This is a genomic window from Paracoccus wurundjeri, assembly GCF_030678915.1.
Lineage (GTDB): Bacteria > Pseudomonadota > Alphaproteobacteria > Rhodobacterales > Rhodobacteraceae > Paracoccus > Paracoccus onubensis_A.
In genome coordinates this window covers 165981-191639 of the sequence record NZ_JAUUTZ010000001.1, presented here as the reverse complement: position 1 = coordinate 191639, position 25659 = coordinate 165981, and the positions used below count along the sequence as shown (strand labels likewise).

Here is a 25659-nt window from a genome sequence, read left to right as displayed (position 1 = left end):
ATTACTCCTTAGGGGTTGCGGACGCTGCGCGCGCCCATTTCGGCGGTCAAAAGGGCCGCCTGACGAGGCTCGACCGCAGCGATAATCCGTGCGCCGTTCTCGGGGTCGACGCGCATCAGAATCTCGGCGGCGAAATCCGATGGCAGATTGGTCAGGATGGCTGCGGCCTCGGCGGGCTTCATCTGATCATAAACAGCGATCAGGCGGTCAATATCGTCCTGAATGGCAACGGATTTGTTTTCGTTATGCGCGCCAAGCGCGTCCTTGCGCCTTTTAAGTTCCTCTGCCCTTTTCCGAAGCGCGCCTTCGGCCTGTGACAATTCGGTCTTTCGCTCTTCGATGCTTGCCAGATAGCGCTCGACCCGCAGGGCCCGTTCCTTAAGGGTCTGGGCAAGGGCGACCGCCTCGGGCACATCCGTGCAGCCACGCATCAAATCAGCAGGTTCCGCGAAGGCCGCGAATTGATAAGGAAAATTCTGCCCGCCTTTACCAATCAGGGTTACCGCAACCGGCAACGCGAATGCCAGCGTCAGAAAGGGAAGAAGCCGGTTACGCATTGACATCCTCCGGCAGGCGCTTGCGGAGACGACGGGATACCGGGCTTCGGCTTTGCGAGCCAATCGCAAAGCCCGCATCCATTTTCTGGCGCAAGTCCCACATTTCCCGTTCGCCGCGCGCCTGCGCAATTTCTTCGGCAAGCGCTTCGCTTGCCACCGACGCCTCGGCACGTGCCTTGCGGATCGCGCGATCAAGCCGGTCCACCTCGGCGCTCATGACGGCAATGGCGCCGCCAATTCCGGATTCGAGATTGTTCAGCCGATGCAGCCTGCGCGCCAGCAGGATACAGAACATGCCAAGCCCGCAAGACGCGGCAAGCAGCATAATTTGCAAGATGGAATCCATCGTCATTTGATCCGAAACTCCGTTATCAGCAAGTCTTTGACGGGTTCTTCCCCAAGGACGAAGCGGGTGCGCGTCACCAGTTCGGATCGCAGAATTTCAAGCACACCGCGCTTTTCATACGCGCTTTCATCGACATCGGATAAAAAGCTGGTGAATGCATCCTGAACACGCGGCATCATATGCTCGACCTCGGACTTGTGCAGGGCATCCGTCTCGATTGCCGCCGAGACAATGACCATACGATGACGCGTGCCGGGAATCGGAAGCTCTATCGTGGGGATGTCCACAAACTCGACCTTATGCACGGCCGGCTTGGCTTCGGCCTTACCCCCAGGAGATGGCAGGAGGCCAAGATAAGTCGAGAAGAAACCCACCCCGCCCAGCACGACGGCAGCCAGTGGCATCAGTAATTTCCTTCGTTTCTTCCCGCGTTTCTGCCCCTGCTGTTCCGCATCATTGCTCATGGTGATTCTCCGTCATTCACGAATCGATCTAACAGCCTGCCACTAACCAAATCTTAAGCCGGCCGATGTCATGAAGGAGGCAGAGAGCAACGATTGATTCGAAGGGGCCGGTTTTGCAAAAATTGCAGGACTACTGGAAAATGCGCAGCGCGAAGCAGAAAATCCTGATGACTGCTACGTTTCTTGCTGCGTTCATTGCAATCGCGACGATTGGCTGGATCGCCAACCGCGCCCAGCTGGCATTGCTGTATGGTGGACTGGAACCCGCACAGGCAAGTGAAATCGTCACAAGGATCGAAAGCGCGGGCATCGCCTATGAACTTCGTGGCGATTCGATCTGGGTCGATGCGGCGTCGCGCGACAGGCTGCGTGTCGATCTGGCTGCGCAGGGGCTGCCCGAAACAGGGAATGCCGGATATGAATTGCTGGACGGGATGTCGGGTTTCGGCACGACGTCGCAGATGTTCGACGCAGCTTACTGGCGCGCCAAGGAAGGCGAATTGGCGCGAACTATCCTGGCCCTGCCCAATGTGAAATCCGCGCGTGTGCATCTGGCGGTCGATCAGGCGCGCGGCTACCGCCGGAACGCCGACGCGGGCGCCTCGGTCACATTGACAACAAGCGGATCGGCGATCAGTCGGGATCAGGCTTCGGCGTTGAAATATCTGGTATCTTCGGCGGTCCCCGGATTGCATCCCGACAATGTCACCGTCATCGATTCACAGCATGGGATCATCGGCACCGGCGAAGATCGGGAGGGGCTGGACCGCGCCGCGGAAATGAAGCGGAATGTCGCGCGGATCCTTGAATCGCATGTGGGCACAGGCAACGCCATTGTCGAGTTGAATCTCGACATCATGAACGAAACCGAACAATTGCGCGAAGAGCGTATTGACCCCGAACAGCGTGCATTGATCAGCCAGATCACCGAGGAAAGCTCGGATCAAAGCAGTTCAAGCGGTCCCGGAGCCGTTACCGCCGCCTCCAACCTGCCGGATTCGGAGGATAATCCCCAGGACGGTTCGCAGTCCGCACGGTCGCAGGCGCGGCAGCAGGAAAATTACGAGATCAGCACAATCACCAGAGAAGTGTCCCGCCAACCGGGCACGATCCGTCGTCTTTCCGTCGCGGTTCTGGTCAATGGAACCGTAGGAACCAATGATCAGGGAGAGTCCGAGATCATACCGCGTTCTGAAGCGGAGCTTGCGGTCTTGCGCGAACTCGTGGCTTCTGCCACCGGTTTCGACGAATCCCGCGGCGACGTCATCACTGTTAAATCCCTGCCATTCGCAGCATTGACACAGAATGGGACATTTGCGCAACCGTCCTTGCTGGATCGCCTTCATCTGAATTCATTGCTGCGATTAGCCCTGTTCGGCCTGTTTGCAATGGCCATTCTGATGCTCGTTCTCCGCGCTTTGCGACGGCCGCAGGACGTGGCCCAACTTCCATTGGCGGATAATAGCAGCGCGCCGGCACAGCCCGCGCCGGAACCGTCGCCCGGCCTGTTGAATGACAGTAGCGATGACGGTTTTTCACTCGACAGTTTCGTTACCCCGATCCCACTGGGCACAGACCCGTTCGAACCTGCGGATGAGCCTCTTGCCCTGCCATCCGCCGATCCGGTTGCTCGGCTGCGCAGCATGATGCGTGAAAAACATGATGAGAGCCTTAAGATCTTATCGGGATGGATTGAAAACAGAGAGAAAATCTAATGGCATCCACTGCAATAAAGCTTGAAGCCTTCATGCCGGCGAGACTGCAGACTACGCCGGAACCGACATTCACTCGCGACGATCTGGATCACGCGCGGGCAGAGGGGTTCGCGGATGGGCAGCAGCAGGCCCGGAACGACGATATCCGGCAGCTTTGCGGCGCGCTGGAGCGGGTTTCACAGTCACTCGGCGAAGACCAGACGTTTCGCCAAGATGTCAGAAAGGAAATGACCGCGGCATTTATCCCTTTGATCTCGGGGATCGTTGACACGCTTGCGCCGCTTCATGCTTCGCAGCGGATCGAACGGGCGCTGACGGCCGAATTGACCCGCGTGGCCAATGACGCGCACCCGGTATCCCTGCGCATTGCCTGTAACGACAAGCTGCGCGACCTGGTCAAAAGCTGCATCGCCGAAGCGGGCATAACGGGAATCGCCACGGCTGCCGCGGAATCCGACCGTATCTCACTGAGTTTCACGGGCGGGCATATCGAATTCTCGAATGAGAAAATAATACATGAAATCAAAAATATGATCGAAGAAATTGCAGAGGATTCGACAGCATGAACGAGTTGAGAAACCTGATCGATACCGATCATATCCAACTGGAAGTCAGCATCCGGCTGGGACACACAAGACAAACGGTCGCGCAGCTCTCTGCGTTGAAGCCAGAGGATATTCTGGTACTGGACCAGACCATCGATGACGGGGTTGAGGTCTGTGTCGGTGAAAAGGTCGTCGCACGCGGCGAGCTGACCGGCGATGGCTCTCCGGGTGACCGGCTATGCGTCCGCATCATCGGCGCGACGGAGGGAATGTGACGCGGCTGTTATCCATCGCCGTGGCGCTTCTCCTGCCGTCCGGCGCATTTGCGCAAGAACTGCCGTTTCAACAGGCTGCCGACAGTCTGGGTCAGAATTCGGTTCTGATCCTGCTGATGATGACTGTACTGTCCCTCGCCCCCGGCATTCTGGTGACGGTGACCTGCTTTCCGTTCATCGTCACCGTCCTGTCGATCCTGCGTCAGTCCGTGGGATTGCAGCAATCTCCTCCCAATATGCTGATCATCGCGCTATCGCTGTTCCTGACATGGTTCATCATGGATCCGGTTCTGCGCGAAGCCTGGCAAAGCGCCGGTGCGCCCTTGCAGCGTGGCGAGATCGGGATCGCCGAAGCCTTTCAGCGAGCCGTGATACCGTTCCGGCAATTCATGGAAAACCGGACGGACCCGGATACCCTGTTACAGCTTGCCGAGATCGCTCCGGATCCGGATGCCGGACCGGAACGCCTGTCGGTTCTGGTTCCCTCATTCATGCTGTCCGAGATTCAGCGGGCATTCGCGATCGGCTTTCTGATCGCCCTGCCCTTTCTGATCATCGATCTGGTGGTATCGGCGGTACTGATGTCCATGGGCATGATGATGGTGCCGCCGGTCGTCGTATCACTGCCATTCAAGCTGGCATTCTTCGTGGCAGTCGATGGCTGGGCATTGATCGCAGGCGCGCTTGTCCGTAGTTACCAATAAGATCAGCGGTTATCGGCGCGCCGTCCCGTCAGATCGCCGATGCCCAGCACGTCCAGTACTTTCGCCTCGATATGCGCCGCATTCAGGGCGGAACTGTCATACATCGCATAAGGCGCATCGTGATCGACGAAACGATCAGGCAAAACCATCGAGCGGAACTTCAGCCCGTTGTCGAAAATGCCCTCTTCCGCCAGAAGCTGGGCGACATGGCTGCCAAAGCCCCCGACCGCGCCCTCTTCGATGGTGATCAATGCGCCATGATCCGCCGCGAGTTGCAGGATCAAATCCCGGTCCAGCGGCTTGGCGAAACGGGCATCGGCGACGGTTGGCACGATTCCACGGGCGCGCAGGGATTCGCATGCCTTCGAAACTTCGGATAGGCGCGTACCGAAAGACAGAATGGCAACCCCCTGCCCCTCGGATATGATCCGGCCCTTGCCGATTTCCAGAACCTCGCCATGTTCAGGCATATCGACGCCCGTGCCTTCGCCGCGCGGAAAACGGAACGAAATCGGCCCCTGATCATATGCGGCGGCAGTCGCAACCATATGAGTCAATTCGGCCTCATCCGCGGCGGCCATCACAACGAAACCTGGCAGATTCGAGAGATAGGCGATATCGAAAGCCCCGGCATGGGTCGGCCCATCCTGTCCGACCAGCCCGGCACGGTCGATAGCGAAACGAACCGGCAGGCCCTGCACCGCGACGTCATGCACAACCTGATCATAGCCGCGCTGCAAGAAGGTCGAATAAATCGCGCAGAAGGGTTTCATCCCACCTGCCGCCAGACCGGCGGCGAATGTCACCGCATGCTGTTCGGCAATGCCGACATCGAAACAGCGGCGGGGAAAGGTCTCGGCGAATTGTTTAAGACCAGTGCCATCCGGCATCGCGGCCGTAATCCCGACAATCCGGTCATCCCGGCTGGCTTGATCCGTCAAGGCGCGCGCGAATACCGAGGTATAGCTGGGCGCGTTGGATTTCGCCTTTGCCTGAACCCCGGTCACGACGTCGAATTTTCCCGTCGCATGCCCGCGGTCCGCAGCGGATTCTGCCGGCGCGTAACCCTTGCCCTTTCTGGTCACCGCATGGATCAGAACCGGCCCGGTCGCCCGTGACTTGACCGTGCGCAGAAGCGGCAGAAGCTGCTCCATATCGTGGCCATCCACCGGCCCGATATAGGAGAAACCCAGTTCCTCGAACAAAGTGCCTCCGACCGCCATGCCCTTAAGCATTTCTTTCGCCCGGCGCGCACCCTCTTGCAAAGCTTCGGGTAGGAAACCGACGGCGCCCTTGGCCGCCGCCTTCAGTTCCTGAAACGGGCCACCCGTATACAGCCGGGTCAGATAGGACGACATCGCGCCAACGGGCGGCGCGATCGACATCTCGTTATCGTTCAGGATCACGAAAAGACGCTTGCCCAGATCGCCGGCATTGTTCAAAGCCTCATAGGCCATGCCCGCGCTCATGGCGCCGTCGCCGATCACCGCAATGGCATCCCCGGGGTCTCCCCCCAGTTCCCGGGCAATGGCAAAGCCAAGCGCTGCCGAGATCGAGGTAGAGCTATGTCCCGCGCCAAAGGGATCATAGGGGCTTTCGGTGCGCTTGGTGAAACCGGACAGACCGCCGCCCATGCGCAAACTGCGGATCCGGTCGCGCCGGCCGGTCAGGATCTTGTGCGGATAACATTGATGCCCGACATCCCAGATGATCTTGTCGCGCGGCGTATCGAATACCGCATGCAGCGCCACGGTCAGTTCGACCACACCCAGCCCTGCGCCCAGATGTCCGCCGGTTTCGCTGACGGCACTTACGGTTTCGCTTCGCAACTCATCGGCGAGTTGCCGCAATTCGCTATCGGTCAACGCTTTCAGGTCCGACGGCAAGGCGACCCTGTCAAGAAGCGGAGTCTGCGGGCGATTTATCATGACTGGCGCTCCGGCAATGCGTTCAGGTGTCGCGTTCGATAACGAACCGCGCCAGTTCCCGCAAGTTCTCTGCGCTTTCGCCATAGCGTTTCAGTGCAGCTTCCGCAGCTACAGCATAGCTGCGCGCTTCTGCCTGCGCGCCGTCCAGCCCAAGCAATGACACGAATGTCGCCTTGCCCGCGTTACTGTCTTTGCCGACGCGCTTGCCGGTCACTTCTTCGTCACCCGTCACGTCAAGAATGTCATCCACGATCTGAAATGCCAGTCCCAGTGCCTTGGCATATTCATCCAGATATTGCGGTTCCTCCCCCGTGATCAAAGGTCCGGCAGTTGCGGAAAAGCGGATCAGTGCCCCCGTCTTCGCGGCCTGAAGTTTCGTTACCGCTTTCAGATCAAGCGGTTCGAGTGCGGTTTCCGCCGCGATATCCAATGCCTGACCCCAGACCATCCCCCGCGCACCGATCGCATCGGAAAATGCCCGAATCAGCCGCAACCGCGCCTCGGCGTCGCCGACCGCATCCTCGCTTAGCAACCGGAAGGCCAGAGACTGCAGGGCATCGCCGGCAAGAATAGCCGTGGCTTCCGACCATTGCACATGACAGGTCGGCATCCCGCGGCGCAGATCATCGTTATCCATGGCGGGAAGATCGTCATGGACAAGACTATAGGCATGCAGCAACTCGACCGCAGTCGCGACAGGCAGCGCAATGTCATCGCCCAACCCATGCAGCCGCGCCGATTCCATCACCAGAAAAGCGCGAACCCGTTTGCCGCCAACGGTGGCATAGGCCATCGCATCGCGAAGCTCGCCCTTTGGCAATTCCGCCATTGCGGCATCGAGCGCAGCCTGAACCTGCGCTTTCACCTCATCGAATCTGGCTTGCATCACGGCTGCTCGGCCGGTTCCGTGCCGGTGGGCTGACCATTCGCGGAAAGCGTGATTTTCTCTACACGTTCTTCAGCTTCGCGCAGCCGTTTTTCGCAATGCTGCCGCAATTCGGCGCCGCGTTCATAAAGCTTGATCGATTCTTCAAGCGTGGCTTCGCCGGTTTCCAGCTTGCCGACGGTCTGTTCCAGTTCGCGCATCGCGTCCTCGAACGACAGCTTTTCGATCTCGGTCATTTTCCGGCCTCCATCATCACTTCGACATGGGCGCGGACCGACCGCCCCAGAGCGGCCAGATCATAGCCGCCTTCCAGACAGGATACCACCGGCGCACTGCATTCGGCAGCCATCGCGCAGATCGAATGCGTAATCTCTGCGAAATCCGCCTCTCGCCATTCAAGCTGGGCAAGCGGATCGTCACGATGCGAGTCAAATCCGGCCGAGATCAGCACCAGTTGCGGCCTGAAATCCCGGCATCGATCCAGAATTGTTCGCCATGCCGCAACGGCCTGTTCGCCACCCGATCCCGGCGGAAGCGGTACATTCATGATCTGCCCATATGCACCGGTTTCACCGACCGTCCCGCTGCCCGGATACAAAGGCATCTGATGGCTGGAAGCGAAAAAGGCGCGCTTCTCGTCCCATAGCAAATCCTGCGTTCCATTGCCGTGATGAACGTCGAAATCCAGAACAGCAACCCGGTCAAGACCGTGATGATCCAATGCCCGCTTCGCCGCAATCGCCGCAGTTCCGAAAAGGCAGAATCCCATCGCGGTTTCACGCTCGGCATGATGGCCGGGCGGGCGCATCGCAAGGAATGCGTTGGACACATGCCCGGCCAACACCGCATCCACAGCCGCGCAGGCCCCGCCGACCGCACGCGAGGCGGCCTCGAGACTGCCTGGCGATAAATGCGTATCGGCATCCAGTGCCCGAAACCCCTCATCCGGAAGCGCGGCGCGGATACGGTCCAGATATCGTTGCGGATGACAGCGCAGGATCTCGGAATCATCGGCCAGTCCGGCCTCTTGCCAAAGCAGATCAAGACCATCCAGAGCCGAGATCACGGCGGCATAACGCGCCACCTGCTCGGGATGTCCCATGGGCATCAGGTGGGTTTCGGCAGAGGGATGCGTGAATACGGCAGTTGTCATCGAAGCGGCCCCTTGAAGGAAGTTGACTGAACATAGACGAGTATCGCGACATCGAGCAAAAGAAACATCAGGCGCTTGCGTAAATCTCGGGCATGAAAGGTAAATCCGTCGCGCCCGGCTGCGCGCCCGCCGCGGTCAGCATGGCATGTATCTGACCGCGATGATGGGTCTGGTGATTGAAAAGCTGCATGACCACGGTTTTTCGCGGCATGGAAAATTCACGATGAGCCATGCCAGAGGTCCAGCGGAGATTTCCTTCGAACCAATCCGACGACACATCATGAGCCCATTGCAGAATTTGCCCGTCCAGCCGGCCTCGCAACTGGCGGAATTCATCCCAGTCCCCGATCAGAGCGACCGAGTCCGAAAGGCTGCCCTTCGGACGGGGCGTTCCGCTAAAGCGATGCAGCCACATCATGTCGGCCCACAGGATATGTGAAAAAGTCCTTTCGATCGACCCGAAGAAGGCGCCTCTGTCCTTGCGTCGTTCATCAGGGGACAACCCATCCGTAGCAGCAAGAAGGTTTTCGTTCTGCCAGCGGTTATATCTGGCCATGGTCAGAACATAGTCCTGATTGGGCATATCGCCCTCCTCCGCTCAGGTTCCGGTTCCGCGCAATCCCAGCCCGGCCCGCATCATCATGCGCCTGACCGGGGCAATGCCGTAAAAGCCCCCCAGCGCGATGGCCCGCAGATCCCGCAACGGGCGGAAACTGGCCTGACTGGCGCGATTCAGCGCATCGATACCCAGAAGCCGGGTATAGGCATCGGGGCGACGGGTCCGATCATAGCGTTCAAGACTGTCCCGGCTTCCGGGATCGCCGCGCGAAAGTTCCGTCAGGACATCCAGATCGGCAAGGCTCATGTTCAGCCCTTGCGCGCCGATGGGGGGAAGGACATGCGCGGCTTCCGCAATCAGGGCTGTACGAGTTCCACTGAACCGGTCAGCGATCTGACTGATGATCGGCCATTGCGACAACGGCGTCGCCTGTGTCAGATGCCCCAGGATCCCGGCTGATCGCGCATTGAGTTCATAAGCGAAATCCTCTCGTGGAAGCGCAGCCAGCCGCTCAATCTCGCGTCCGCTCTCCATCCAGACGACCGCCGAGGATGGCAATCCCTCGCGATCCGGCAAGGGAACCAGCGTAAACGGCCCGCCCGAACGGTGGATCTCGGTCGAGATATTCTCATGCGGCAAATCATGCGTCACCGCAAAGGCCAGGGCTTTCTGGCCGTAGCGGAATGTCCGCACATTGATTCCCAAGGCCCGCCGGACGGGTGAATTGCGACCGTCAGCCGCGATCAGCAGCCGCGCGCGCAGGCGTCGCCCGTCAGACAGCGTGACAATCGCGCCCGCATCTCTGGGGATGACATCTGCTGTCGCTATACCGGGCTGGAAACGCACGGTCTGCAAAGCCTGAAGCCGCGCCGGAATTTCACGACGCAAAAGCCAGTTAGGCAGGTTCCAGCCAAAGGGCCTGTCGCCGATCTCGGCGGCGTCGAAATCGCGGGTCAGCCGGGCATCAGACCGTTCGCCACCGGCATCCACGATGCGCATGATCTGCAAGGGCGTGGCGAAAGGCGCCAGTTGTTCCCACAGACCGATCCGTTCGAGAAACGCCACCGAAGGCGCCAGAAAGGCAGTGCTGCGCAGATCCGCGCCTGCCGCAGCCTCATCGGCAACCGGGGGTGCAGGATCGACGCACAGGGTCGAAAAGCCCCCGGCTCCAAAGGCTGCTGCGGCAATCAGCCCGGCGATTCCGCCGCCCGAGACCAGAATGTCGATATCTTCGATCTTGCTGTTCATCCGCACCCTTTCCAAAGGGATCTATACCAAAGCGATGTCCCGCAGGAACACGGTCAGATCGCCGGTTCGGTGTTGGACATGATCGCCAATCCTGCCCCCCGCGGCAAGCGCGTTTGGTCCGTCGCGCCCCGGCCCGACTAAAATCGTGCGCATGCCAAGCGTATGCGGCACCGCAAGATTGCGCGGGTCGTCTTCAAAGAACGCCGCGCGGCGCGGATCGATCCCGGCCTGCGCGATCACGGCTTCATAAGCCTCGGACCGGGGCTTGGGATGAAACGCCGTTTCCTCGACACCATAAACCGCTTCGAAGACATCCAGTTGCCGGGCGGCCAGAACCTTGGCGGCATAGGCGGAATCACCATTGGTATGCACCAGCTTGCGCCCCGGCAAGGCGGCAATCGCTTCGGCCAGTTCCGGCGCGGGCGGCAAAACCGAAAAATCGATGTCATGCACCTCGGACAGATAGGCGGAAGGATCAACGGCATGTTCCGCCATCAGCCCGGCAAGCGTGGTCCCATAGCGGGACCAGTAATCATGCCGCATTCCGTTGGCGATTTCTGCACTGACCGAAAACTCACGCATGACGAAATCGACCATCCGCGTCTCGATCTGCGCAAACAGATCCAGCTCGGCCGGGTAAAGCGTATTGTCCAGATCGAAGATCCAGATATCGGTATTGGTGAAATCTTTGGTCAAATCCATGCCCAAACGCATATCCCGGCGACACCGCGCTTGCAATTGCCGTTCAGTCGGCCAATCGTGTCCCCCATGAGAGATGATGCCTATACCTTGATCCTTGCCGCCATTGAATCGGGGACCTATCGCCCCGGCGACCGGCTTGTTGAATCCGAACTGGCCGAACGCTTCGGCGTGTCACGAACCCCCGTGCGTGAAGCGCTGCAACGGCTAGAAACGCAGCAAATGCTGGTCCGGGACGGACGTAGCCTGATTGTCGCCTCGCTGGATCACAATCAATTGGCCGAGCTTTATGTCGTGCGCGCCGAATTGGAAGCTTTGGCCGGGCGGCTGGCGGCGCGCCATGCGACGCCTGAAGAAGTGCGCGTCCTTGCGCAGATGGTGGCCGATGATCAGAAATCCCTGGATGATCCGGAAACACTGGCACGCACGAACCGCCGCTTTCACCGGCAGATTCATCTTGCGTCGCATAACCGTTATCTGGTGCAGCAGCTTGATCTTGTGCATCGAAGCATGGCGCTTATGGCGCGAACCTCGCTTGCGGCAGAGGGCCGCAGCGTGACCGCATTGTCCGAGCACAAGCGAATCGTCGACGCCATCGCCGCCGGCGACGGCAATGCCGCCGATGCCGAACTGAGACAGCATATCTCGAAAGCATGGGAAACCCGGTTGAAACTGGAAGCCCAGGCGGATCATGGCTGAACTTCTCCAGCCGCCGGGCCGTATCATCGAGACCGAGGCGGATCTGGCGGAAGGGGCCGCATGGCTTGCCGGCATCTGCCCGGTCTGGGCACGCGTCATGCCGGATCTCTCTCCCCTGCCTCTGCGCCGCCGTCCCGATGGGTTCGAGGCAATTGCAGGCGCAATCGTGGCGCAACAGATATCGGTTGCCGCGGCGACCTCGATCTGGGCGCGGATGGAGCATGCCGGGCTAACCTTGCCCGACCGGATCGCGCAGGCAAGCGACGATGACATGCGCGCCGTCGGCTTATCCCGGCCCAAAATCCGATATTTGCGGGCAATCGCCGAAACACAGCCGGATTGGGGACGGCTGCGCGAACTTCCCGATAAGGATGCGATAGCGGCATTGGTCGCGTTGCCGGGAATCGGTCAATGGACGGCGGAAATTTATCTGAAATTCGCACTTGGCCGGGCAGATGTCTTTGCAGCGGGCGATCTGGCCCTGCAGGAAGCGGCAAAACTGCTCTATGGCCTCGATGCGCGTCCCAGCCCGGCAGAGCTGCGGCAAATGGCCGAAGCGTGGCGGCCCTGGCGTGCGGTTGCCGCAAGAGGGCTGTGGGCCTATTACCGCCAGATCAAAGGACGAGAGGGGATCAGGTGACCACCGAGTTGAAATCCGCCCGCAAGGGCCCCGAAAACGCAGATTCCGTTATCGTGTTCCTGCATGGTTATGGCGCGGACGGCGCCGATCTGCTGGGGCTTGCCGATCCGCTTGCGCCACATCTGCCCGGCGCCGCCTTTTATGCACCCGACGCGCCAGAGCCCTGCACGAATAATCCGGCGGGCTATCAATGGTTTCCTATTCCGTGGATGGACGGCTCGACCGAAGAGCAGGCGCGGGAATCAATGGGGCGATCCATTGAATCGCTGAACGATTTTCTGGACAAGGTGCTGACCGATGAGGGCCTGACTGCGGACAGGATGGTTGTGATCGGCTTTTCACAGGGAACAATGATGGCCCTTCATATCCTGCCACGCCGGAGCCACGAGGTCGCAGGCATTATCGGTTTCTCGGGGCGCTTGTTGGTCCCCGAATTGCTGGAAAGCGAAGCGAAGGTCAAACCGCCCGTGCTGCTCATTCACGGCGACGCCGATCCGGTGGTGCCTTTCGCGGATATGAAGCTCGCGGGTGATGCGCTGCAAGGCGCGGATTTCACGGTTTACGGTCACGTGATGAACGGAACCGGCCATGGCATTTCGCCGGACGGGCTTTCGGTGGCGCTTGGCTTTCTGAAAGAACGTCTGGGGAAGTGAATATTGTCCGGCCGGGACGCATCACATGCGACCGGCGAACATCACGCCCATAGATGCGGATCGGCCAATTCGATCGAATTACCCCCAGGATCACGGAAATAGATCGAACGGGCGCCGTCAGGCCACAGGAAATCTGCCTCTATTTCAATGCCATGAGCAACCAGATGACTGCGCCAACGATCCAGCGCGTCAGGCGCCACGGCAAGGCAGAAATGGCCGGGGCCACGCGCTCCATGCGGCGGGACCGGCAATCTGGCACCGGGATCGGTGGGTTTTTCCGACGCAACGGGCCGGAAGATCAGAAGCACCTGCGGAGCGGGGCTTTCCGCAATACGGAAAAAGACATGCCGTCCGGCTTCGGCGACAATCTTTTCGAATCCCATGACGCCGGACCAGAAATCTTCCGCAGCATGCAGGTCATCCGCGTAAAGAGCGGTTTCCAGCGTGCCGAAAACAGGAGGCGGTGATGCAGTCATAATGCCAGACTGCCATTCGTTCGGGTTCGAGGCAAGTTGTCATGGCCTTGTCATCCTTGCAGACTAATTCTTCGCCAAGCCGAATACATCCGGGGGCTTGTCACTCGTCAGCCACGAGATATAGTCGGTTTAATGCGGCGCAAGCGCCTTTTGCGGGCGGAGGCAAGACAGGCGGAACCAAAGGATGCTGGATAAGGCTCATCACGCGGAATTTCGAACCCAGTTCGTACGGGAACCGGCCAATCTGCGCCATCACCCCGCCTTGGTTCTGAACGCGGATTACCGGCCACTCAGTTATTATCCGCTGTCGCTGTGGCCCTGGCAGGAAGCCATCAAGGCGGTGTTTCTGGAAAGGGTCAGTATCATCGCCGAATATGAGGAGGTCGTGCGAAGTCAGCGGCAAGCCTTCAAAATCCCCTCTGTCGTCGTGTTGAAAGATTATGTCAGACCCCAGAAGCGCGTGGCATTCACGCGCTTCAATCTTTTTCTGCGCGACGAATTCTGCTGCCAGTATTGCGGAGCCAAGGGTGAGTTGACTTTCGACCATGTCGTGCCGCGTTCGCGCGGGGGGATTACCAGCTGGGAAAACGTCGTGGCGGCCTGCTCGCCCTGCAATCTGCGCAAGGCGAATCGCAGCCTGCGCCATAGCGGGATGAGCCTGCGCCGCAAGCCGCGCCAGCCCGTGCCCGAGGAAATGCATGCCATTGGCCGGCGCTTCCCGCCGAACCATCTGCATGAAAGCTGGATGGATTTTCTTTACTGGGATGCCGAACTGGAAAGCTGAACTTCCGTCAGCCGTCCTGATCGTGCCCGTTTCTTGTCGAGAAATGCAGAAGAACGGCCCCGGTCAACGCAATCAGCAGCAGAGTCAGTAACGGAACACCAGCGGTCAGGCTGAACCAAAGTGTGGCGGCAGCCGCCATGACCACTGTGCAGATAAGCAAAAGAAAGTGCGGCAAGGGCATGTCGTATCCTCTCCTTACTCTCAATATGGGGCGAATAAACGCGGATGAAAAGACCTCACGCCCCCAAAAGGCAAGAAATCGGGCACCCGATCCGACTTGGGAAAGACCCCGTTTCCACGAATAGCTCATCGGTCGAGTTCAGCGAAGACCGCCTTGCGCAGTTCGGGTAACAGTTCCGCCTCGAACCAGGGATTCCTGCGCAGCCAGGCCGTATTGCGCCAGGATGGATGCGGCAGGGGAAAGACGCCGGGGGCGTGATCCCGCCATGTCCGAACCGTCTCGGTCACATTCGCGGCCCCCAGATGCCATCTGATCGCATGCCCCCCGACCAGCAATGTCAGACGCGGACGAAGATGCTCCATGACCCGATGACGCCATGTACGGGCGCAGACAGGCGGCGGGGGCAGATCCGAGCCTTTCTTGTCATATCCGGGAAAACAGAAGGCCATCGGCACGATGGCGACCCGGCTTCGATCATAGAAAGTCTCCTCATCAATCTCCATCCACTGCCGTAAACGCTCGCCAGATTTGTCGGTGAAGGGACGGCCGCTTTCATGCACTCGCATTCCCGGCGCCTGCCCCGCGATCAGAAGTCGGGCAGTGCTGCGAAACCAGACGACCGGTCGCGGCTCATGTCTGGTCGCGGTGGCGGAAAAGCGCTGCGCGCACAGCCTGCAGGCTCGAATCTCTTGCGACAATGACGACATGTCGCGAATCTAGACCGAATTCCAAGGAAATAAAGCCACCTTCTCTTATTAGTTCAAATCTCCAGCAGTCCGCTGGACAGGCAGGTAGTCCGAACCTATTGTCCGCACCGTGCCGCCACGGTGGCGGCAATCAAATGGTGCCAGGATCTTCAATGCTGGAATTCGAGAATGTCTCCAAGTCCTTCTGGACCGGACTACAGCGCAAAGTCATTCTGGACCGTGCGTCCTTTCGGGTAGAGCTTGGCAATTCCCTGGGAATCCTTGCGCCGAACGGCACCGGCAAGACCACGCTGATCAATATGATGTGTGGTATCGAAAAACCGGATGAGGGAGCGATCCGGTCGAATTGCAGGGTTTCCTTTCCGCTCGGCTTCATGGGCGGCGTGAACAATAAACACTCTGCAGTTGAAAATTCTCGTTACATCGCACGTATTTACGGACTTGATCCAGATTACGTCGAAGCATTCACGCGCTGGCTTACAGGGATTGACGAATATTTCGAAATGCCGGTCGGAACCTATTCCGCAGGAATGAAGCAGCGTTTCAACTTTTCATTGCTTCTTGCACTGGAATTCGACATTTACCTGATTGACGAAGGCATGCCGCATACGACGGATGTCGAATTCAACCGAAAGGCTGGATCGGTACTTTACGACCGACTCCGGAAATCGACCGTAATCATCGTTTCTCATCAGCCACAGACAATTGAACGATTCTGCCGTTCCGCTGCCATCTTGCGTCACGGTAAATTATATAGATTTGAGACCCTTGAAGAGGCAAAACAGTATTATGACTATTCGGCCTAAAGCGAGACGATTTCACGCCTCGGCACCGGGATCCGTCCGTGACGGCGAAACCAAGCCATCCGAAACCGAAAGCAAAAGGCCATCGGTGCGCGTAGCGGTCCGCAAGAAGACCCCACAACCCCAGCAGACAACGCCCAGCAACCCCACCGAGGCAGAGATACGCGAACGGATGATGCAGCCCGAACCGCATGATGACGGTTTCGGGGATCTCCGTCTCACCGATCCCAAGCCGGACACTCCGTCTGGTTCAGCGGCACAACCGAACGAGCCTGCGGATGATCGCGACGCCAAACTTGCCGCGATCCGCGCGGAAAAGCTTTCGGATCGCCAATTGCGTATCGCCCGCCGGATCGCCACTTTGCATCAGATCAGGGTCAGTACTGACGAAGAAGCCGTATTGGAACTGCGTGAACGCGGAATCGACCCTTCCCACCGCGAAGCGTTAAAGAAAATTCTTTCGAATGAAGGGGCTAAGGCCGGATCCTCACCCTCTCCCAATGCGCCAGCCATTCGCCCTGCCGGGTCGCTCACCGGACCTCATGGCGGAGCAAATCTGCCTGCCCCAGACGATATGAACGAAGAACGCCGGGCGGCGGAAATCTATCGTATCCAGCAGGATATGGCCCGCCGCCGCCGCCGCAGGCTGATCTCTCTCGCGATGCGTTTGCTGGTCTTCGTGATGCTGCCAACATTCGCGGTGGGCGTTTATTACTTCAAATTCGCCTCGCCGCTTTACGCCACCTATTCGCAGTTCCAGATTCAGCGAGCCGATTCGACAGGAGGCGCAGATGTCGGCGGCATGTTCAGCAGCTCTCCGCTCGCGAATAACACCGATTCCGTCGCGGTTCAGGGCTATCTGACCTCGCGTGAAGCGATGATGCGGCTGAACGAGGATCAGGGCTTCAAGGAAAACTACCAGAGCCCCGACCTCGATCCGATTCGGCGATTACCCGCGGATGCCACCAATGAAGAAGCCTATGAACTCTACAAGGATTCGGTGATCATCGGTTACGATCCGACCGAGGGGCTGATCAATATGGAGGTGATCGCCCCCAATGCCGAGTTGAGCAAGGAATTTTCACTGGCACTGATCCGCTATGCCGAGGAAGAGGTCGATAAGCTGACGGCCCGCATACGGGGTGACCAGATGAAGGGGGCAACTGAAAATTACAACGAGGCCGAGCAAAACGTGTTGTCCGCGCAGCGGCGGGTGCAGGAATTGCAGACCCAGCTTGGCGTGCTGGATCCGGCAGCGGAAAGCTCGGTCGTCATGCAGCAAATTTCGCAACTTGAAGCGCAGCTGACGGAAAAACGGCTTGAACTGGGACAGCTTCAGGCCAATCCCAACCCTGTGCAAAGCAGGGTCGCGGCAACGCGCGGCGATATCGCCAGACTTCAGGAAATCATCAGCGAAACACGCTCGCAACTGACCGAGGACGGGGATGCGCGAAGTTCGCTGGCCGAAATCTCGGGCGAATTGCGGATCGCCGAAGGCGAATTGGCGACCCGGCAAGAACTGCTTGCAAGCGCCGCGACGCAGCTTGTTTCCGCCCAGATCGAGGCCAACAAACAGGTGCGCTATCTGTCGATGTCCATCTCTCCGGTTCCGCCGGATGAGGCAACCTACCCGAAAGCATTTCAGAATACGCTTGTCGCGTTTCTGATCTTCATGGGGCTTTATCTCATGGCGTCGCTGACGGTTTCCATCTTGCGTGAACAGGTATCCACATGACAACGCCGCGCCATATCACAATCGGCAACCTGACCTGCGGCAATGACCTTCCGCTGACGGTCATTGCCGGGCCCTGTCAGCTTGAAACGCTGGACCACGCTCTTAATATCGGCGAGACGATGGCCCGGATTTGCGCCGATGCCGGTGCAGGCTATGTATTCAAGGCAAGCTATGACAAGGCAAACCGCACCTCTCTTCAGGGTCGAAGGGGGGTGGGGATAGACGAAGGCCTGCAGATGTTAACGACGATCCGCGAAAGGCTGGGATGTCCGGTCCTGACCGATGTTCATGACATCGCGCAGGCGGAACTGGCGGCCGAGGCCGTGGATATCATTCAGATCCCCGCCTTTCTTTCCCGCCAAACCGATCTGCTGCTGGCGGCGGGAAAAACTGGCGCGGTCGTCAATATCAAGAAGGGCCAGTTCCTCGCACCCTGGGATATGCCGAATGTCGCCGCCAAGGTCGCCTCGACCGGCAATGACAACATCCTGCTGACCGAACGCGGCGCAAGTTTCGGCTATAACACCCTGGTTGCAGATATGCGCGCATTGCCGATCATGGCGCGCAGCGGCTACCCCGTCATCATGGATGCCACCCATTCGGTCCAGCAGCCCGGAGGGCAAGGCGGCTCGTCCGGCGGTCAACGGGAATTTGCACCAGTCATGGCACGTGCAGCGGTTTCCCTGGGCGTCGCCGGCGTCTTCATCGAAACGCATGAAGACCCCGACAACGCGCCATCCGATGGGCCGAACATGATCCCGCTGGACCAGATGCAGGCATTGATCGGTTCACTCATGAAATTCGACGTCCTGGCCAAGTCGGACCCGCTTCGGGTCTGAACCGGTCAGCGATGCGATATCGCGCGGCCAGCGGCATCCCCCGATGCCCAGGCCCATTGGAAATTATAGCCGCCCAACCAGCCTGTCACATCGACGCATTCCCCGATGAAATGCAATCCGGGCACCTTGCGCGCCTGTAAGGTTTTCGCGTCCAGATCACCCGTATCCACACCGCCCAGCGTCACTTCGGCCGTTCGATACCCTTCGGTTCCAACGGGACGGATCTGCCAGCGATTGATCCGCTGCCCCAACCGTTTCAGGCTATCGTTCGACTGATCCGCCAAGCGGCCAGCGGCCAACTCCATCTCGGCCAGAATCGCCTGCGCCAGCCGCTCGGGCAGCCATTGCGACAAGACTTGGGCGACACTCACCCGCCCCGCACCATTTCGCGCTTGTATCAGGCACCCGGCGATATCCACATCCGGCACCAGATCAAGCTCAAGCATCTCACCGGGCCGCCAATAGTTCGAGATCTGCAAGATCACCGGGCCACTCAGGCCGCGATGCGTGAAAAGCAGCGCATCCCGAAAACGCGCCGGACCATGCGCAATCTCGGCCTCGACCGAGATGCCGGCCAATGGGCGGCACAGCGCCAGATCCTGCTCGGCAAAGCCAAGGGGCACCAGCCCCGCGCGAGGCTCAACCAGCCGTAACCCGAATTTTTCAGCGATATCATAGCCGATGCCGGTCGCACCCATTTTCGGAATCGATTTACCGCCTGTGGCGACCACGACATGCTGCGCCCTGACTTGCCCGGCAGATGTCGCGACGACAAATCCGTCCGCATTGCGTGAGACATCCTTCACAGCCGTTTGAAGCCGAAGCTCGGCGCCACGCATACGATGCAGAAGCAGATCGATGATCTGGGTCGCCTTGCCGTCGCAGAAAAGCTGTCCCTGGGTTTTTTCATGCCATGCAATCCCTGCCCCATCGACCAGCCGCACGAAATCCTCAGGCTGGAACCTGGCCAGGGCTGATGCTGAAAACCGCAGGTTACCCGACAGAAACCTGTCCCACGTCGTGGCCATATTGGTGAAATTGCATCTTCCACCGCCAGAGATACGGATTTTCTCGCCCGGCTTCGAGGAATGCTCGATCACCAGCACGCTTTGTCCCTGCGTCAATGCCGAGCCGGCACAGAACAACCCGGCCGCCCCGGCCCCAAGAATTGCGATATCCACCTGATCCATGCGCTGCCCATAACGGTATCTCCGAAAGTGAACAAGTTGAGATAAATTTCGACTTGAACCCCCCGATGGTCTTGGCTATTCAGCGCGGACAGTTGGGGCGTGGCCAAGTGGTAAGGCAACGGTTTTTGGTACCGTGTACCGTAGGTTCGAATCCTACCGCCCCAGCCAAAAATCATCGATACATTTCATGATTGTAGTTAAATTGGGTGATTCGGAAGGAATGCCCGGTTTACAGCGCAGTTTACAAATTCGTTCCTGATGCGTCCCGATTCAACGCTCTTTAACATCCCCTCCGCCTGTCGCTTTGGGGTGGACAATATCAACGCTCGTTATCCCTCAACCACCGATCACCTGCGTCTGTGCGCCAAGCCCATCCGTTGACCCAGCCGCAAAGGCCGTCATCGATCAGTTGCAGATACTGCGAATAGTACGGCTTGTGATCGATCGGCTTGCCGGCGAGGATCAGGAGGCGGCGCTTTCGGGTTGGGGTCATCGAACGATCTCCATATAGGGTGTTCAGCAAGGCGTGGAATTGTGGATCATCAAAACCACTCGGTGAGCCGGTCAGTCTGTCCGTCCCGCGCGTGATGCACGAATGCTTCGACGGCTTGCCTGTTCAGGTATCCGTTTCGGTGATGCCATCCATCGGGCGCAGACGGGCTGCGGATCACTTCGATGGCCGTGTTATCGCCTTCCATCGCGCCGATGCCGATGTTGATGGCCGTCATCGCGATATGGTCCTTCTCGCGTGATTGCGGGTTTAGACCGGCATTCTTCTTGATCTTATGGTGGTAGTGGTGGATGTACCAGTAATGGTGCAGCGTCTCTGCGGCATGGTGGCCTGTCTCGCGCATCATCAGTTGCGGAAGGTCGCTTTCCTTGGCCCCGTCGCCATGCGTGATGCCAATATTATTGCCTCCGAACCGGATATATTTCCGATGGTTCTCGGACATGGTGTACTCATTGGCATGGACGTTCGGGTGATCGTGGAAGTATGCCCAGACGGCTTGAGCTATCGTATACCCCAGCACCCAGTCGTGATTGGACGGCACGAAATACAAATGAACCTCAAGACCCTCTGCCCGTGCATGATTGATGGCGTCCACGTAACCCTTGAACGCAGCCTTATGGATAGTGAATATCGTGCCGCATGTGTCCTGTGGCGTTCCGCTCGTCGTGCGTCTGTCCGGCCTGTCTATGTGTGAGATGTCATTCCCAATGACCAGAGCAACGCGGGAACAACTCATACCCTTGGAGCGCCGGATAATCGACCGGCAGCCCTCTGCCAGACGATGGGCGGCAATGTCGGAGTTGTAGGTCACGCCAGTTTCGGTCTGCACCGACAGCTTGCCGATATGCACATCAGCCGGTGACACGAAAAGCATACTGCCCTCCCTCGACTCGAAACGATCCGGCAGTGATGGGCGCTTGCCGTTCATCAGTTCTTCGATGCTCTCGCGGATTTCCTCCAAGACCTCCTGGTATCCGTCAGTATCTGGAATAGAGAACCGGGCGGATAAACCCCTTGGCGTTACCCATCCGCCCTTTATTACCGCCATGTTGAGGCCGATTTTCTCAGCAGCTTCTGTGACGGCTGGACCGGGGTCTACATGCTTTCTCGCCCCGTCCAGACGTGACCGAAGCCCCGCGCGGCTGATACCCAGCGCCTCGGCTGCCTTGCGCTGGCTGCCGTACTGCTCCATCGCGTCCAGCGCTGCTTGTTGTTCAGGAGTCATCCGACATTCCTTCAATGACCGCGTTCTGCCAGTCGATGATTTGCCGCAGGGCGTCGATGCCCTCTGCGACGAGGTGAAGCTGCCGGGAACTCGCGAACCGGTCTGGCGGCAGCCCCTTGCGCTTCCTGCGTGCGAATTCCTTGGCTGCGAACAATGCTTCTTCCTTGTCGCGGTGCCAGTTGTCGATTTGTTCAGCGTCGAGCATCAGTTGTCCCCGCAGCCCCCATCGATCCCGGCAATCAGGGTCGCGCCTGCGCGGCGGCTCTGCGGGCCTCCATCGACCAGAAGCGCCGAAGCCAGCTTAGTCCGCGCGGCTTCCGTGCTATCGCATAGCGCCGCATCATTTACGGGCACGTTCGCGCAGCCAGTCAGAAATAGCATCGTCAGACAGATCAGACGCATTGTCTTGTGCCTCCTTTGATTTGCGATAGGTTTCGAGGGCCGCATCCGATTGGTCAGCGTCTCGCTTTCGGTTTGCCGAGCGGCTGCCAGCGAAGAACGCGCCGGCTATGGTGACGACAAGGCCACCAAGAGCCGCGAGAATGGCGTAGAGGCTCATGGCTTCCGCCCCTCATGCTTGACGGTGAATACGCCAGTCAGGACAGCCAGAACCGCGCCAGCAACAAGCTCCACAACGGCGGGGTCGGTGAATACGATCGTCGCGTCACCGGGCAGCCAGCCGCCGCGCATAAGCACGCCTGCGATCACGTAGAGCAGCACGCGGACGATCACGGTGATATTGGTTCGGGTCATTTGCACCCTCCGAAGATTGCTCTGAGGAAATTGAGGATCAGCGTGATCAGGCTGGGGCTTTGATGTGAGCCATCGCCACTCAACCCGCTTTGCTGTGATTGAACCCACCAGCTACGCACATCAAAACCGGGGCATTGAGTGGCAGCCAGATCGCGATGGCCGACGACTTCCGCGCCGGGATGTTTCGCCAGCAGTTCTTTCACCAGCTTGATCGTCGCGGCTTTCTGCGCGGAGGTGCGGTTGTCCACGCCGACATTCGGGCCGGTGGATCGTTCGATACCGCCGATGCAGCAGATACCGAGGCTGCCGGTATTGAAGCCTTTGACGTGCGCCCCGATCACGTTGTCGGCGCGGCCTTTCTGCACGGTTCCGTCGCGCTTGATGACATAGTGATATCCCACGTCATTGAACCCACGAGCCAGATGCATGCGCCGGATATCAGCAACGCCGAAGTCCTGATCGGGATAGGTCGCGCTATAGTGCAGCACGATGCGTTTGATGGGGGAATTACTCATGGTTCCTCACAAGGAAAAGCCGCCCGGAATCGGAATTCACGGGCAGGAATTGAATTTCAGGGATTGGGATTTCTGGGAACTCGCGGCTCGTTCCCGCGTTGGTTCTTGGCAATTGCGATACTGTATCGAGTGTTTTTTAAGCCGCGCGGCACACTATAGAGATAGCCTCCGCAGATGTAGCAGCATGCGGAGGCTAGGACCCGGGGGTGTTCCCTGAGTTGCGCACCCGGGTCCACTTATATCTCTCGTGGATGTTTCGGCAGTGCTGATACTCGCCGAAAACGATATCCATCAGGAACAGGAACACGCTCCGGCATATCGATGGATGCGCTACATAAACCCGAGAGCATATCGGTTCATTGGCTCGACCGAATAGCAGCCGATTGCAGAAACACGATGTCCGCCAGTGCCAGCCTGCCATAGCCTTGCCCTCTCCGGTTAATTCTGGTTGTCCATCCGTGCTTCGATCTTGCGAAGCGCATCGAGGATCAGGACCAACCGCTCATCCTGCCGGGCCGACATCTGCTCAACGCTGCGTATCCGCGTTTCATGTGCGGCTGCCGTCGATTGCAGACGCAATACCTCGCGCTCCATGCTGTCGGCGCGTTCGCTCAATCTCCCGCCCCAATAGACCATGGCGCCAACCATGCTCATTGCCGTGAGAATGGTGCCAACGATCGAGATGATGTTGCCGAGCGATACTGTGTTTTCGATGCGTGGCATGCCGGTTCCTTTCGGGCATGAAAAAAGCCCGCGCATGGCAGGGCGATATAAGGGAGATTGCAGGGATGGCGGCCTTGGCCTGTACTCGTGCCGCACTATCTAATGCGCATGACCATTCTTCGACTGTATAAGCGCCTGCGCGATATGCGTGACGAGGCAATCCGTCGCCCCGCCTATCGCGTGGTTTACACGCATGCTTTGACGGTCGCTCACATGGAGGGCCGGTTAATTGCCGATGATCATCCCTCGTGGGAAAGAATTCACACAGCGATTAAATCGGCGCGCGCCGGTGACCCAGACGCATTAGACACGATCGAGCGAGAGCTGCTGAGGTTGCAGGATTAGCACGAGCCAACTGCGAGTGGCGGAATATCGCTTGCCTTTTCGGAAACGTTAGGCATAAATTCGCTCATATCAACGATTGGCAGCGTCATGTCCGGTACACCAGAAATTAACGAGAAAGTCCGCGACCTTGAGACCCGAGTGGAAGAACTCGAGGGACTGGCCTCTACCTTTTCTAACTGGATTAGAGATTTTCGCTACTCAGCCACCCCCGCGACAAGCCGCGACGACGCCGACAAGCTGCCAACAGATGTAACTGAACGGCAAAGGTTCATGCTTCGGGGTACCGACAAAATCTCCGCAAGCTACGACGAACTAAGAACGATAGACTCAGCCCCCCTTGATGGGGGCAACATTCTAGCGAAGGTCAACGATCTCTGGTACATCGTTCATTACGAGGAGTATTCCGAAAGCCAATTTCTCGAGTTCGGGGAGCATGGATATTGGACTTTCAGCGACCCTCAGTTATCTGTGGAGTATTATAACGCAGATTTCGAACATTGGATTCCCCTGCCGGAAGGTTAATCCCCCGCGGCACCGAAGCAGGCCATCAATCATTTCCGTCTACCCCGCCAGGTTTGAGCGTACTGCTGGCCATTGGCGTCTCCGCATTAAAAAAGCCCCGCAAAAGCGAGGCTCAGGGTCGTGATAGGTTCTGTCGATATCAGGTTCGACCGCAAAGGACGGAGTAAGTCCATCCATTGGGGTTGGCCGGTGCCGGGGCTGTACCGAAGCCTGGGATTTGGTTGATTGGGATCAGCGTTTTTGTGACGGACGTTGCCGATGTCCTGCTCAGGGCATAGGCGTTAAACACGATCCAGTAATCCGCCTGACCGCCCGAGAATGGGTCATAGGTTATGTGGCTGAATGAGGACATGTAGAAGAAGTTTGTCCCGGACGGGACTGTATATATCACCCCATCGCCCGGCGTAGATATATCGGCAAATTGCAGGTTAAGGATAGGCATTTCACTGTCCCAGACCTTATTCCCGCTTTGGTTGAATATCGCCATGCCAAAGCTTGGGGTCGCTGTTTTCGGAATATGCGAGAGCACTTTATATTGGATGTTCTGGGCGTTGTGGATGATCACATGGCCATCAGTAGGATTGTAGTAGCTGACCCCCATCTGGCCGCTAGTGAGAGAAAACATAACTATGTCATTGGCTGCTGTGGATATTGAGTGCTGGTAAACCCCGCCCATAGGATGCGGTGTGCCTGTGCTGTTCCCCTCTGACTTCACCCACAACGGCGCATTGTTCGTGTCGATCACCGCGTAGCCGTCGCCGTTGATCATCTCTATTCCATATCCAGAACTGACCGGTGCGGCAGCCTTCAAGCAAGTGTAGAAGCGTATTCCCGCCTCAGCGTTCACAAAGCTGAAATCCCGTCCGCTTCTGGTGACTCGGGTTCCGACACTTCCGCTTCCCGCGTAACCGCCTGTAAAGAAAACGCTGCCGTTATTCAGCGTGAATTCAGTTGGTGCCGTATACGTCCCGGAGCTTGCAGTGAACGCTTGCGTGTGGATGAGCCGTAAGGATGTCACAGCGGCTATATCTTCGATCCCGCGCTGCGTTAAAACCTGCGCACCGAACGCCATTATTCAGCCTCGGGCTTCACGCGCAGAACGGGTGCCGACAGAATGCCGGGATTGCAGGCGGGACAGAAACAGAGCGGCGTCTGGCGTTGCTCCGCAAGGGACACGTCAAGCCACAGGTGGCCGCTGCCCCATCCCTCAACCGCAACCCCGTTCGCCTCGTCGGTCGCCTCGACAAGACCGCAGCAATCGCATGTGCAAACGGTCATG

The 25659-nt window shown here is 58.6% G+C and carries 35 protein-coding genes and 1 tRNA gene; 13 read left to right on the top strand and 23 right to left on the bottom strand.

The annotated features are described in order from the left end of the window. Positions 1 to 8 precede the first annotated feature (8 nt). Genes Q0601_RS01075 through Q0601_RS01065 form a run of 3 tightly spaced genes read right to left on the bottom strand, consistent with a single transcriptional unit; the run spans position 9 to position 1367 of the window. Positions 9 to 557, bottom strand: a complete 549-nt coding sequence (locus Q0601_RS01075; RefSeq protein ID WP_305286211.1) for a MotE family protein — start codon at positions 555 to 557, stop codon at positions 9 to 11. Then, positions 550 to 882: a hypothetical protein gene (locus Q0601_RS01070; RefSeq protein WP_370656082.1), complete on the bottom strand. Its 333-nt coding sequence runs from the start codon at positions 880 to 882 to the stop codon at positions 550 to 552. The genes Q0601_RS01075 and Q0601_RS01070 overlap by 8 nt, the downstream gene beginning before the upstream one ends. 23 nt (positions 883 to 905) lie before the next feature. Continuing rightward, entirely contained in the window at positions 906 to 1367 is a 462-nt protein-coding gene (locus Q0601_RS01065; protein WP_305286207.1) for a flagellar basal body-associated FliL family protein, read from the bottom strand. A gap of 113 nt (positions 1368 to 1480) precedes the next feature. Between Q0601_RS01065 and fliF the strand changes: the two genes are divergently transcribed. Genes fliF through fliP form a run of 4 tightly spaced genes read left to right on the top strand, consistent with a single transcriptional unit; the run spans position 1481 to position 4606 of the window. Beyond that, the gene (gene fliF / locus Q0601_RS01060; protein WP_305286205.1) at positions 1481 to 3082 is read left to right on the top strand and encodes a flagellar basal-body MS-ring/collar protein FliF; all 1602 of its coding nucleotides are present in this window, start codon (positions 1481 to 1483) and stop codon (positions 3080 to 3082) included. A gap of 32 nt (positions 3083 to 3114) precedes the next feature. Continuing rightward, the gene (locus tag Q0601_RS01055; RefSeq protein WP_305286204.1) at positions 3115 to 3648 is read left to right on the top strand and encodes a hypothetical protein; all 534 of its coding nucleotides are present in this window, start codon (positions 3115 to 3117) and stop codon (positions 3646 to 3648) included. Beyond that, positions 3645 to 3902, top strand: a complete 258-nt coding sequence (locus Q0601_RS01050; protein WP_305286202.1) for a FliM/FliN family flagellar motor C-terminal domain-containing protein — start codon at positions 3645 to 3647, stop codon at positions 3900 to 3902. Before Q0601_RS01055 ends, Q0601_RS01050 begins: the two co-directional genes overlap by 4 nt. Next, a complete protein-coding gene (gene fliP / locus Q0601_RS01045; protein WP_370656078.1) occupies positions 3866 to 4606 on the top strand; it encodes a flagellar type III secretion system pore protein FliP in 741 nt (246 codons plus the stop codon). Before Q0601_RS01050 ends, fliP begins: the two co-directional genes overlap by 37 nt. A gap of 2 nt (positions 4607 to 4608) precedes the next feature. On the opposite strand, the gene dxs is transcribed toward fliP, so the two are convergent. The 7 genes from dxs to Q0601_RS01010 all read right to left on the bottom strand — a co-directional run bounded on the left by dxs (position 4609) and on the right by Q0601_RS01010 (position 11082). Continuing rightward, complete coding sequence (dxs, locus tag Q0601_RS01040; RefSeq protein ID WP_305286198.1) at positions 4609 to 6534, bottom strand: 1-deoxy-D-xylulose-5-phosphate synthase; 1926 nt, start codon at positions 6532 to 6534, stop codon at positions 4609 to 4611. Between the two features lie 22 nt (positions 6535 to 6556). Beyond that, positions 6557 to 7420: a polyprenyl synthetase family protein gene (locus Q0601_RS01035; RefSeq protein WP_305286196.1), complete on the bottom strand. Its 864-nt coding sequence runs from the start codon at positions 7418 to 7420 to the stop codon at positions 6557 to 6559. Then, complete coding sequence (locus tag Q0601_RS01030; protein ID WP_119746296.1) at positions 7420 to 7656, bottom strand: exodeoxyribonuclease VII small subunit; 237 nt, start codon at positions 7654 to 7656, stop codon at positions 7420 to 7422. Before Q0601_RS01030 ends, Q0601_RS01035 begins: the two co-directional genes overlap by 1 nt. Then, positions 7653 to 8573, bottom strand: a complete 921-nt coding sequence (locus Q0601_RS01025; protein WP_305286194.1) for a histone deacetylase family protein — start codon at positions 8571 to 8573, stop codon at positions 7653 to 7655. Before Q0601_RS01025 ends, Q0601_RS01030 begins: the two co-directional genes overlap by 4 nt. A 67-nt stretch (positions 8574 to 8640) precedes the next feature. Further along, entirely contained in the window at positions 8641 to 9156 is a 516-nt protein-coding gene (locus Q0601_RS01020; protein WP_305286193.1) for a DinB family protein, read from the bottom strand. Between the two features lie 15 nt (positions 9157 to 9171). Continuing rightward, positions 9172 to 10380 (bottom strand): UbiH/UbiF family hydroxylase, encoded by a 1209-nt coding sequence (locus tag Q0601_RS01015; RefSeq protein ID WP_305286192.1) that lies wholly within the window; start codon positions 10378 to 10380, stop codon positions 9172 to 9174. A 21-nt stretch (positions 10381 to 10401) separates the two neighbouring features. Next, complete coding sequence (locus tag Q0601_RS01010) at positions 10402 to 11082, bottom strand: pyrimidine 5'-nucleotidase (protein WP_305286190.1); 681 nt, start codon at positions 11080 to 11082, stop codon at positions 10402 to 10404. Positions 11083 to 11148: 66 nt separating this feature from the next. Here Q0601_RS01010 and Q0601_RS01005 point away from each other — a divergent pair, with 66 nt between their 5' ends. The 3 genes from Q0601_RS01005 to Q0601_RS00995 are packed head-to-tail and all read left to right on the top strand — an operon-like array spanning position 11149 to position 13071. Continuing rightward, entirely contained in the window at positions 11149 to 11778 is a 630-nt protein-coding gene (locus tag Q0601_RS01005) for a GntR family transcriptional regulator (RefSeq protein ID WP_305286188.1), read from the top strand. Continuing rightward, a complete protein-coding gene (locus Q0601_RS01000; protein ID WP_305286187.1) occupies positions 11771 to 12418 on the top strand; it encodes a DNA-3-methyladenine glycosylase family protein in 648 nt (215 codons plus the stop codon). Before Q0601_RS01005 ends, Q0601_RS01000 begins: the two co-directional genes overlap by 8 nt. Further along, positions 12415 to 13071: an alpha/beta hydrolase gene (locus tag Q0601_RS00995; protein WP_305286185.1), complete on the top strand. Its 657-nt coding sequence runs from the start codon at positions 12415 to 12417 to the stop codon at positions 13069 to 13071. Before Q0601_RS01000 ends, Q0601_RS00995 begins: the two co-directional genes overlap by 4 nt. Positions 13072 to 13112: 41 nt before the next feature. On the opposite strand, the gene Q0601_RS00990 is transcribed toward Q0601_RS00995, so the two are convergent. Next, on the bottom strand, positions 13113 to 13547 hold the full coding sequence (locus Q0601_RS00990; protein ID WP_305286183.1) for a VOC family protein: 435 nt from the start codon (positions 13545 to 13547) through the stop codon (positions 13113 to 13115). 184 nt (positions 13548 to 13731) lie between these two features. Between Q0601_RS00990 and Q0601_RS00985 the strand changes: the two genes are divergently transcribed. Beyond that, positions 13732 to 14331, top strand: a complete 600-nt coding sequence (locus Q0601_RS00985; protein WP_119746280.1) for an HNH endonuclease — start codon at positions 13732 to 13734, stop codon at positions 14329 to 14331. Positions 14332 to 14338: 7 nt separating this feature from the next. On the opposite strand, the gene Q0601_RS00980 is transcribed toward Q0601_RS00985, so the two are convergent. Further along, a complete protein-coding gene (locus tag Q0601_RS00980; RefSeq protein WP_305286174.1) occupies positions 14339 to 14512 on the bottom strand; it encodes a hypothetical protein in 174 nt (57 codons plus the stop codon). Positions 14513 to 14637: 125 nt separating this feature from the next. Further along, a complete protein-coding gene (locus tag Q0601_RS00975; protein WP_305286171.1) occupies positions 14638 to 15219 on the bottom strand; it encodes a uracil-DNA glycosylase family protein in 582 nt (193 codons plus the stop codon). A gap of 152 nt (positions 15220 to 15371) precedes the next feature. Between Q0601_RS00975 and Q0601_RS00970 the strand changes: the two genes are divergently transcribed. The 3 genes from Q0601_RS00970 to kdsA all read left to right on the top strand — a co-directional run bounded on the left by Q0601_RS00970 (position 15372) and on the right by kdsA (position 18596). After that, positions 15372 to 16025 (top strand): ABC transporter ATP-binding protein, encoded by a 654-nt coding sequence (locus Q0601_RS00970; RefSeq protein WP_305286169.1) that lies wholly within the window; start codon positions 15372 to 15374, stop codon positions 16023 to 16025. 85 nt (positions 16026 to 16110) lie between these two features. Continuing rightward, the gene (locus tag Q0601_RS00965) at positions 16111 to 17757 is read left to right on the top strand and encodes a capsule biosynthesis protein (protein WP_305286167.1); all 1647 of its coding nucleotides are present in this window, start codon (positions 16111 to 16113) and stop codon (positions 17755 to 17757) included. Next, a complete protein-coding gene (gene kdsA, locus Q0601_RS00960) occupies positions 17754 to 18596 on the top strand; it encodes a 3-deoxy-8-phosphooctulonate synthase (RefSeq protein WP_305286165.1) in 843 nt (280 codons plus the stop codon). Before Q0601_RS00965 ends, kdsA begins: the two co-directional genes overlap by 4 nt. A 5-nt stretch (positions 18597 to 18601) precedes the next feature. On the opposite strand, the gene Q0601_RS00955 is transcribed toward kdsA, so the two are convergent. Then, positions 18602 to 19786 (bottom strand): BaiN/RdsA family NAD(P)/FAD-dependent oxidoreductase, encoded by a 1185-nt coding sequence (locus tag Q0601_RS00955; RefSeq protein WP_305286163.1) that lies wholly within the window; start codon positions 19784 to 19786, stop codon positions 18602 to 18604. 93 nt (positions 19787 to 19879) lie between these two features. Here Q0601_RS00955 and Q0601_RS00950 point away from each other — a divergent pair. Then, positions 19880 to 19954 (top strand) — tRNA-Gln (locus tag Q0601_RS00950). A gap of 151 nt (positions 19955 to 20105) precedes the next feature. On the opposite strand, the gene Q0601_RS00945 is transcribed toward Q0601_RS00950, so the two are convergent. From Q0601_RS00945 to Q0601_RS00915, 7 genes are all read right to left on the bottom strand, one after another. Beyond that, positions 20106 to 20279: a hypothetical protein gene (locus Q0601_RS00945; RefSeq protein WP_305286161.1), complete on the bottom strand. Its 174-nt coding sequence runs from the start codon at positions 20277 to 20279 to the stop codon at positions 20106 to 20108. Between the two features lie 49 nt (positions 20280 to 20328). Next, on the bottom strand, positions 20329 to 21522 hold the full coding sequence (locus Q0601_RS00940; RefSeq protein ID WP_305286159.1) for a hypothetical protein: 1194 nt from the start codon (positions 21520 to 21522) through the stop codon (positions 20329 to 20331). Next, complete coding sequence (locus Q0601_RS00935) at positions 21512 to 21727, bottom strand: hypothetical protein (RefSeq protein ID WP_305286157.1); 216 nt, start codon at positions 21725 to 21727, stop codon at positions 21512 to 21514. Before Q0601_RS00935 ends, Q0601_RS00940 begins: the two co-directional genes overlap by 11 nt. 135 nt (positions 21728 to 21862) lie before the next feature. Beyond that, a complete protein-coding gene (locus Q0601_RS00930; protein ID WP_305286155.1) occupies positions 21863 to 22081 on the bottom strand; it encodes a hypothetical protein in 219 nt (72 codons plus the stop codon). Next, positions 22078 to 22275, bottom strand: coding sequence for a hypothetical protein (locus Q0601_RS00925; RefSeq protein WP_305286153.1), 198 nt, complete (start codon positions 22273 to 22275; stop codon positions 22078 to 22080). Before Q0601_RS00925 ends, Q0601_RS00930 begins: the two co-directional genes overlap by 4 nt. Next, positions 22272 to 22790 (bottom strand): N-acetylmuramoyl-L-alanine amidase, encoded by a 519-nt coding sequence (locus tag Q0601_RS00920; protein ID WP_305286151.1) that lies wholly within the window; start codon positions 22788 to 22790, stop codon positions 22272 to 22274. Before Q0601_RS00920 ends, Q0601_RS00925 begins: the two co-directional genes overlap by 4 nt. A gap of 438 nt (positions 22791 to 23228) precedes the next feature. Then, on the bottom strand, positions 23229 to 23513 hold the full coding sequence (locus Q0601_RS00915) for a hypothetical protein (RefSeq protein ID WP_305286149.1): 285 nt from the start codon (positions 23511 to 23513) through the stop codon (positions 23229 to 23231). Positions 23514 to 23945: 432 nt separating this feature from the next. Between Q0601_RS00915 and Q0601_RS00910 the strand changes: the two genes are divergently transcribed. Then, positions 23946 to 24380 (top strand): hypothetical protein, encoded by a 435-nt coding sequence (locus Q0601_RS00910; RefSeq protein WP_305286147.1) that lies wholly within the window; start codon positions 23946 to 23948, stop codon positions 24378 to 24380. A 139-nt stretch (positions 24381 to 24519) separates the two neighbouring features. Here Q0601_RS00910 and Q0601_RS00905 read toward each other — a convergent pair whose 3' ends face one another. Together Q0601_RS00905 and Q0601_RS00900 are read right to left on the bottom strand one after the other, a co-directional pair. Next, a complete protein-coding gene (locus Q0601_RS00905) occupies positions 24520 to 25452 on the bottom strand; it encodes a hypothetical protein (RefSeq protein ID WP_305286144.1) in 933 nt (310 codons plus the stop codon). Continuing rightward, positions 25452 to 25658, bottom strand: coding sequence for a hypothetical protein (locus tag Q0601_RS00900; RefSeq protein WP_305286142.1), 207 nt, complete (start codon positions 25656 to 25658; stop codon positions 25452 to 25454). Before Q0601_RS00900 ends, Q0601_RS00905 begins: the two co-directional genes overlap by 1 nt. Position 25659: the final 1 nt, after the last annotated feature.

Excerpts from the sequence above, each read along its gene's own strand:
- Q0601_RS00900 (WP_305286142.1), bottom strand. The coding sequence starts at position 25,658 with ATGACCGTTTGCACATGCGATTGCTGCGGTCTTGTCGAGGCGACCGAC.
- Q0601_RS01050 (WP_305286202.1), top strand. The coding sequence starts at position 3,645 with ATGAACGAGTTGAGAAACCTGATCGATACCGATCATATCCAACTGGAA.
- dxs (WP_305286198.1), bottom strand. The coding sequence starts at position 6,534 with ATGATAAATCGCCCGCAGACTCCGCTTCTTGACAGGGTCGCCTTGCCG.
- Q0601_RS01035 (WP_305286196.1), bottom strand. The coding sequence starts at position 7,420 with ATGCAAGCCAGATTCGATGAGGTGAAAGCGCAGGTTCAGGCTGCGCTC.
- fliP (WP_370656078.1), top strand. The coding sequence starts at position 3,866 with ATGCGTCCGCATCATCGGCGCGACGGAGGGAATGTGACGCGGCTGTTA.
- Q0601_RS00955 (WP_305286163.1), bottom strand. The coding sequence starts at position 19,786 with ATGGATCAGGTGGATATCGCAATTCTTGGGGCCGGGGCGGCCGGGTTG.
- Q0601_RS01005 (WP_305286188.1), top strand. The coding sequence starts at position 11,149 with ATGAGAGATGATGCCTATACCTTGATCCTTGCCGCCATTGAATCGGGG.
- Q0601_RS00975 (WP_305286171.1), bottom strand. The coding sequence starts at position 15,219 with ATGTCGTCATTGTCGCAAGAGATTCGAGCCTGCAGGCTGTGCGCGCAG.
- Q0601_RS01000 (WP_305286187.1), top strand. The coding sequence starts at position 11,771 with ATGGCTGAACTTCTCCAGCCGCCGGGCCGTATCATCGAGACCGAGGCG.
- Q0601_RS00930 (WP_305286155.1), bottom strand. The coding sequence starts at position 22,081 with ATGAGCCTCTACGCCATTCTCGCGGCTCTTGGTGGCCTTGTCGTCACC.
- Q0601_RS01010 (WP_305286190.1), bottom strand. The coding sequence starts at position 11,082 with ATGGATTTGACCAAAGATTTCACCAATACCGATATCTGGATCTTCGAT.
- Q0601_RS00940 (WP_305286159.1), bottom strand. The coding sequence starts at position 21,522 with ATGACTCCTGAACAACAAGCAGCGCTGGACGCGATGGAGCAGTACGGC.
- Q0601_RS01075 (WP_305286211.1), bottom strand. The coding sequence starts at position 557 with ATGCGTAACCGGCTTCTTCCCTTTCTGACGCTGGCATTCGCGTTGCCG.
- Q0601_RS00980 (WP_305286174.1), bottom strand. The coding sequence starts at position 14,512 with ATGCCCTTGCCGCACTTTCTTTTGCTTATCTGCACAGTGGTCATGGCG.
- Q0601_RS01030 (WP_119746296.1), bottom strand. The coding sequence starts at position 7,656 with ATGACCGAGATCGAAAAGCTGTCGTTCGAGGACGCGATGCGCGAACTG.
- Q0601_RS01055 (WP_305286204.1), top strand. The coding sequence starts at position 3,115 with ATGCCGGCGAGACTGCAGACTACGCCGGAACCGACATTCACTCGCGAC.
- Q0601_RS00905 (WP_305286144.1), bottom strand. The coding sequence starts at position 25,452 with ATGGCGTTCGGTGCGCAGGTTTTAACGCAGCGCGGGATCGAAGATATA.
- Q0601_RS00925 (WP_305286153.1), bottom strand. The coding sequence starts at position 22,275 with ATGACCCGAACCAATATCACCGTGATCGTCCGCGTGCTGCTCTACGTG.
- Q0601_RS00920 (WP_305286151.1), bottom strand. The coding sequence starts at position 22,790 with ATGAGTAATTCCCCCATCAAACGCATCGTGCTGCACTATAGCGCGACC.
- kdsA (WP_305286165.1), top strand. The coding sequence starts at position 17,754 with ATGACAACGCCGCGCCATATCACAATCGGCAACCTGACCTGCGGCAAT.
- Q0601_RS01015 (WP_305286192.1), bottom strand. The coding sequence starts at position 10,380 with ATGAACAGCAAGATCGAAGATATCGACATTCTGGTCTCGGGCGGCGGA.
- Q0601_RS00910 (WP_305286147.1), top strand. The coding sequence starts at position 23,946 with ATGTCCGGTACACCAGAAATTAACGAGAAAGTCCGCGACCTTGAGACC.
- Q0601_RS00985 (WP_119746280.1), top strand. The coding sequence starts at position 13,732 with ATGCTGGATAAGGCTCATCACGCGGAATTTCGAACCCAGTTCGTACGG.
- Q0601_RS00915 (WP_305286149.1), bottom strand. The coding sequence starts at position 23,513 with ATGCCACGCATCGAAAACACAGTATCGCTCGGCAACATCATCTCGATC.
- Q0601_RS00945 (WP_305286161.1), bottom strand. The coding sequence starts at position 20,279 with ATGACCCCAACCCGAAAGCGCCGCCTCCTGATCCTCGCCGGCAAGCCG.
- Q0601_RS01065 (WP_305286207.1), bottom strand. The coding sequence starts at position 1,367 with ATGAGCAATGATGCGGAACAGCAGGGGCAGAAACGCGGGAAGAAACGA.
- Q0601_RS00935 (WP_305286157.1), bottom strand. The coding sequence starts at position 21,727 with ATGCTCGACGCTGAACAAATCGACAACTGGCACCGCGACAAGGAAGAA.
- Q0601_RS01020 (WP_305286193.1), bottom strand. The coding sequence starts at position 9,156 with ATGCCCAATCAGGACTATGTTCTGACCATGGCCAGATATAACCGCTGG.
- Q0601_RS01070 (WP_370656082.1), bottom strand. The coding sequence starts at position 882 with ATGCTGCTTGCCGCGTCTTGCGGGCTTGGCATGTTCTGTATCCTGCTG.
- Q0601_RS00990 (WP_305286183.1), bottom strand. The coding sequence starts at position 13,547 with ATGACTGCATCACCGCCTCCTGTTTTCGGCACGCTGGAAACCGCTCTT.
- Q0601_RS01025 (WP_305286194.1), bottom strand. The coding sequence starts at position 8,573 with ATGACAACTGCCGTATTCACGCATCCCTCTGCCGAAACCCACCTGATG.
- Q0601_RS00970 (WP_305286169.1), top strand. The coding sequence starts at position 15,372 with ATGCTGGAATTCGAGAATGTCTCCAAGTCCTTCTGGACCGGACTACAG.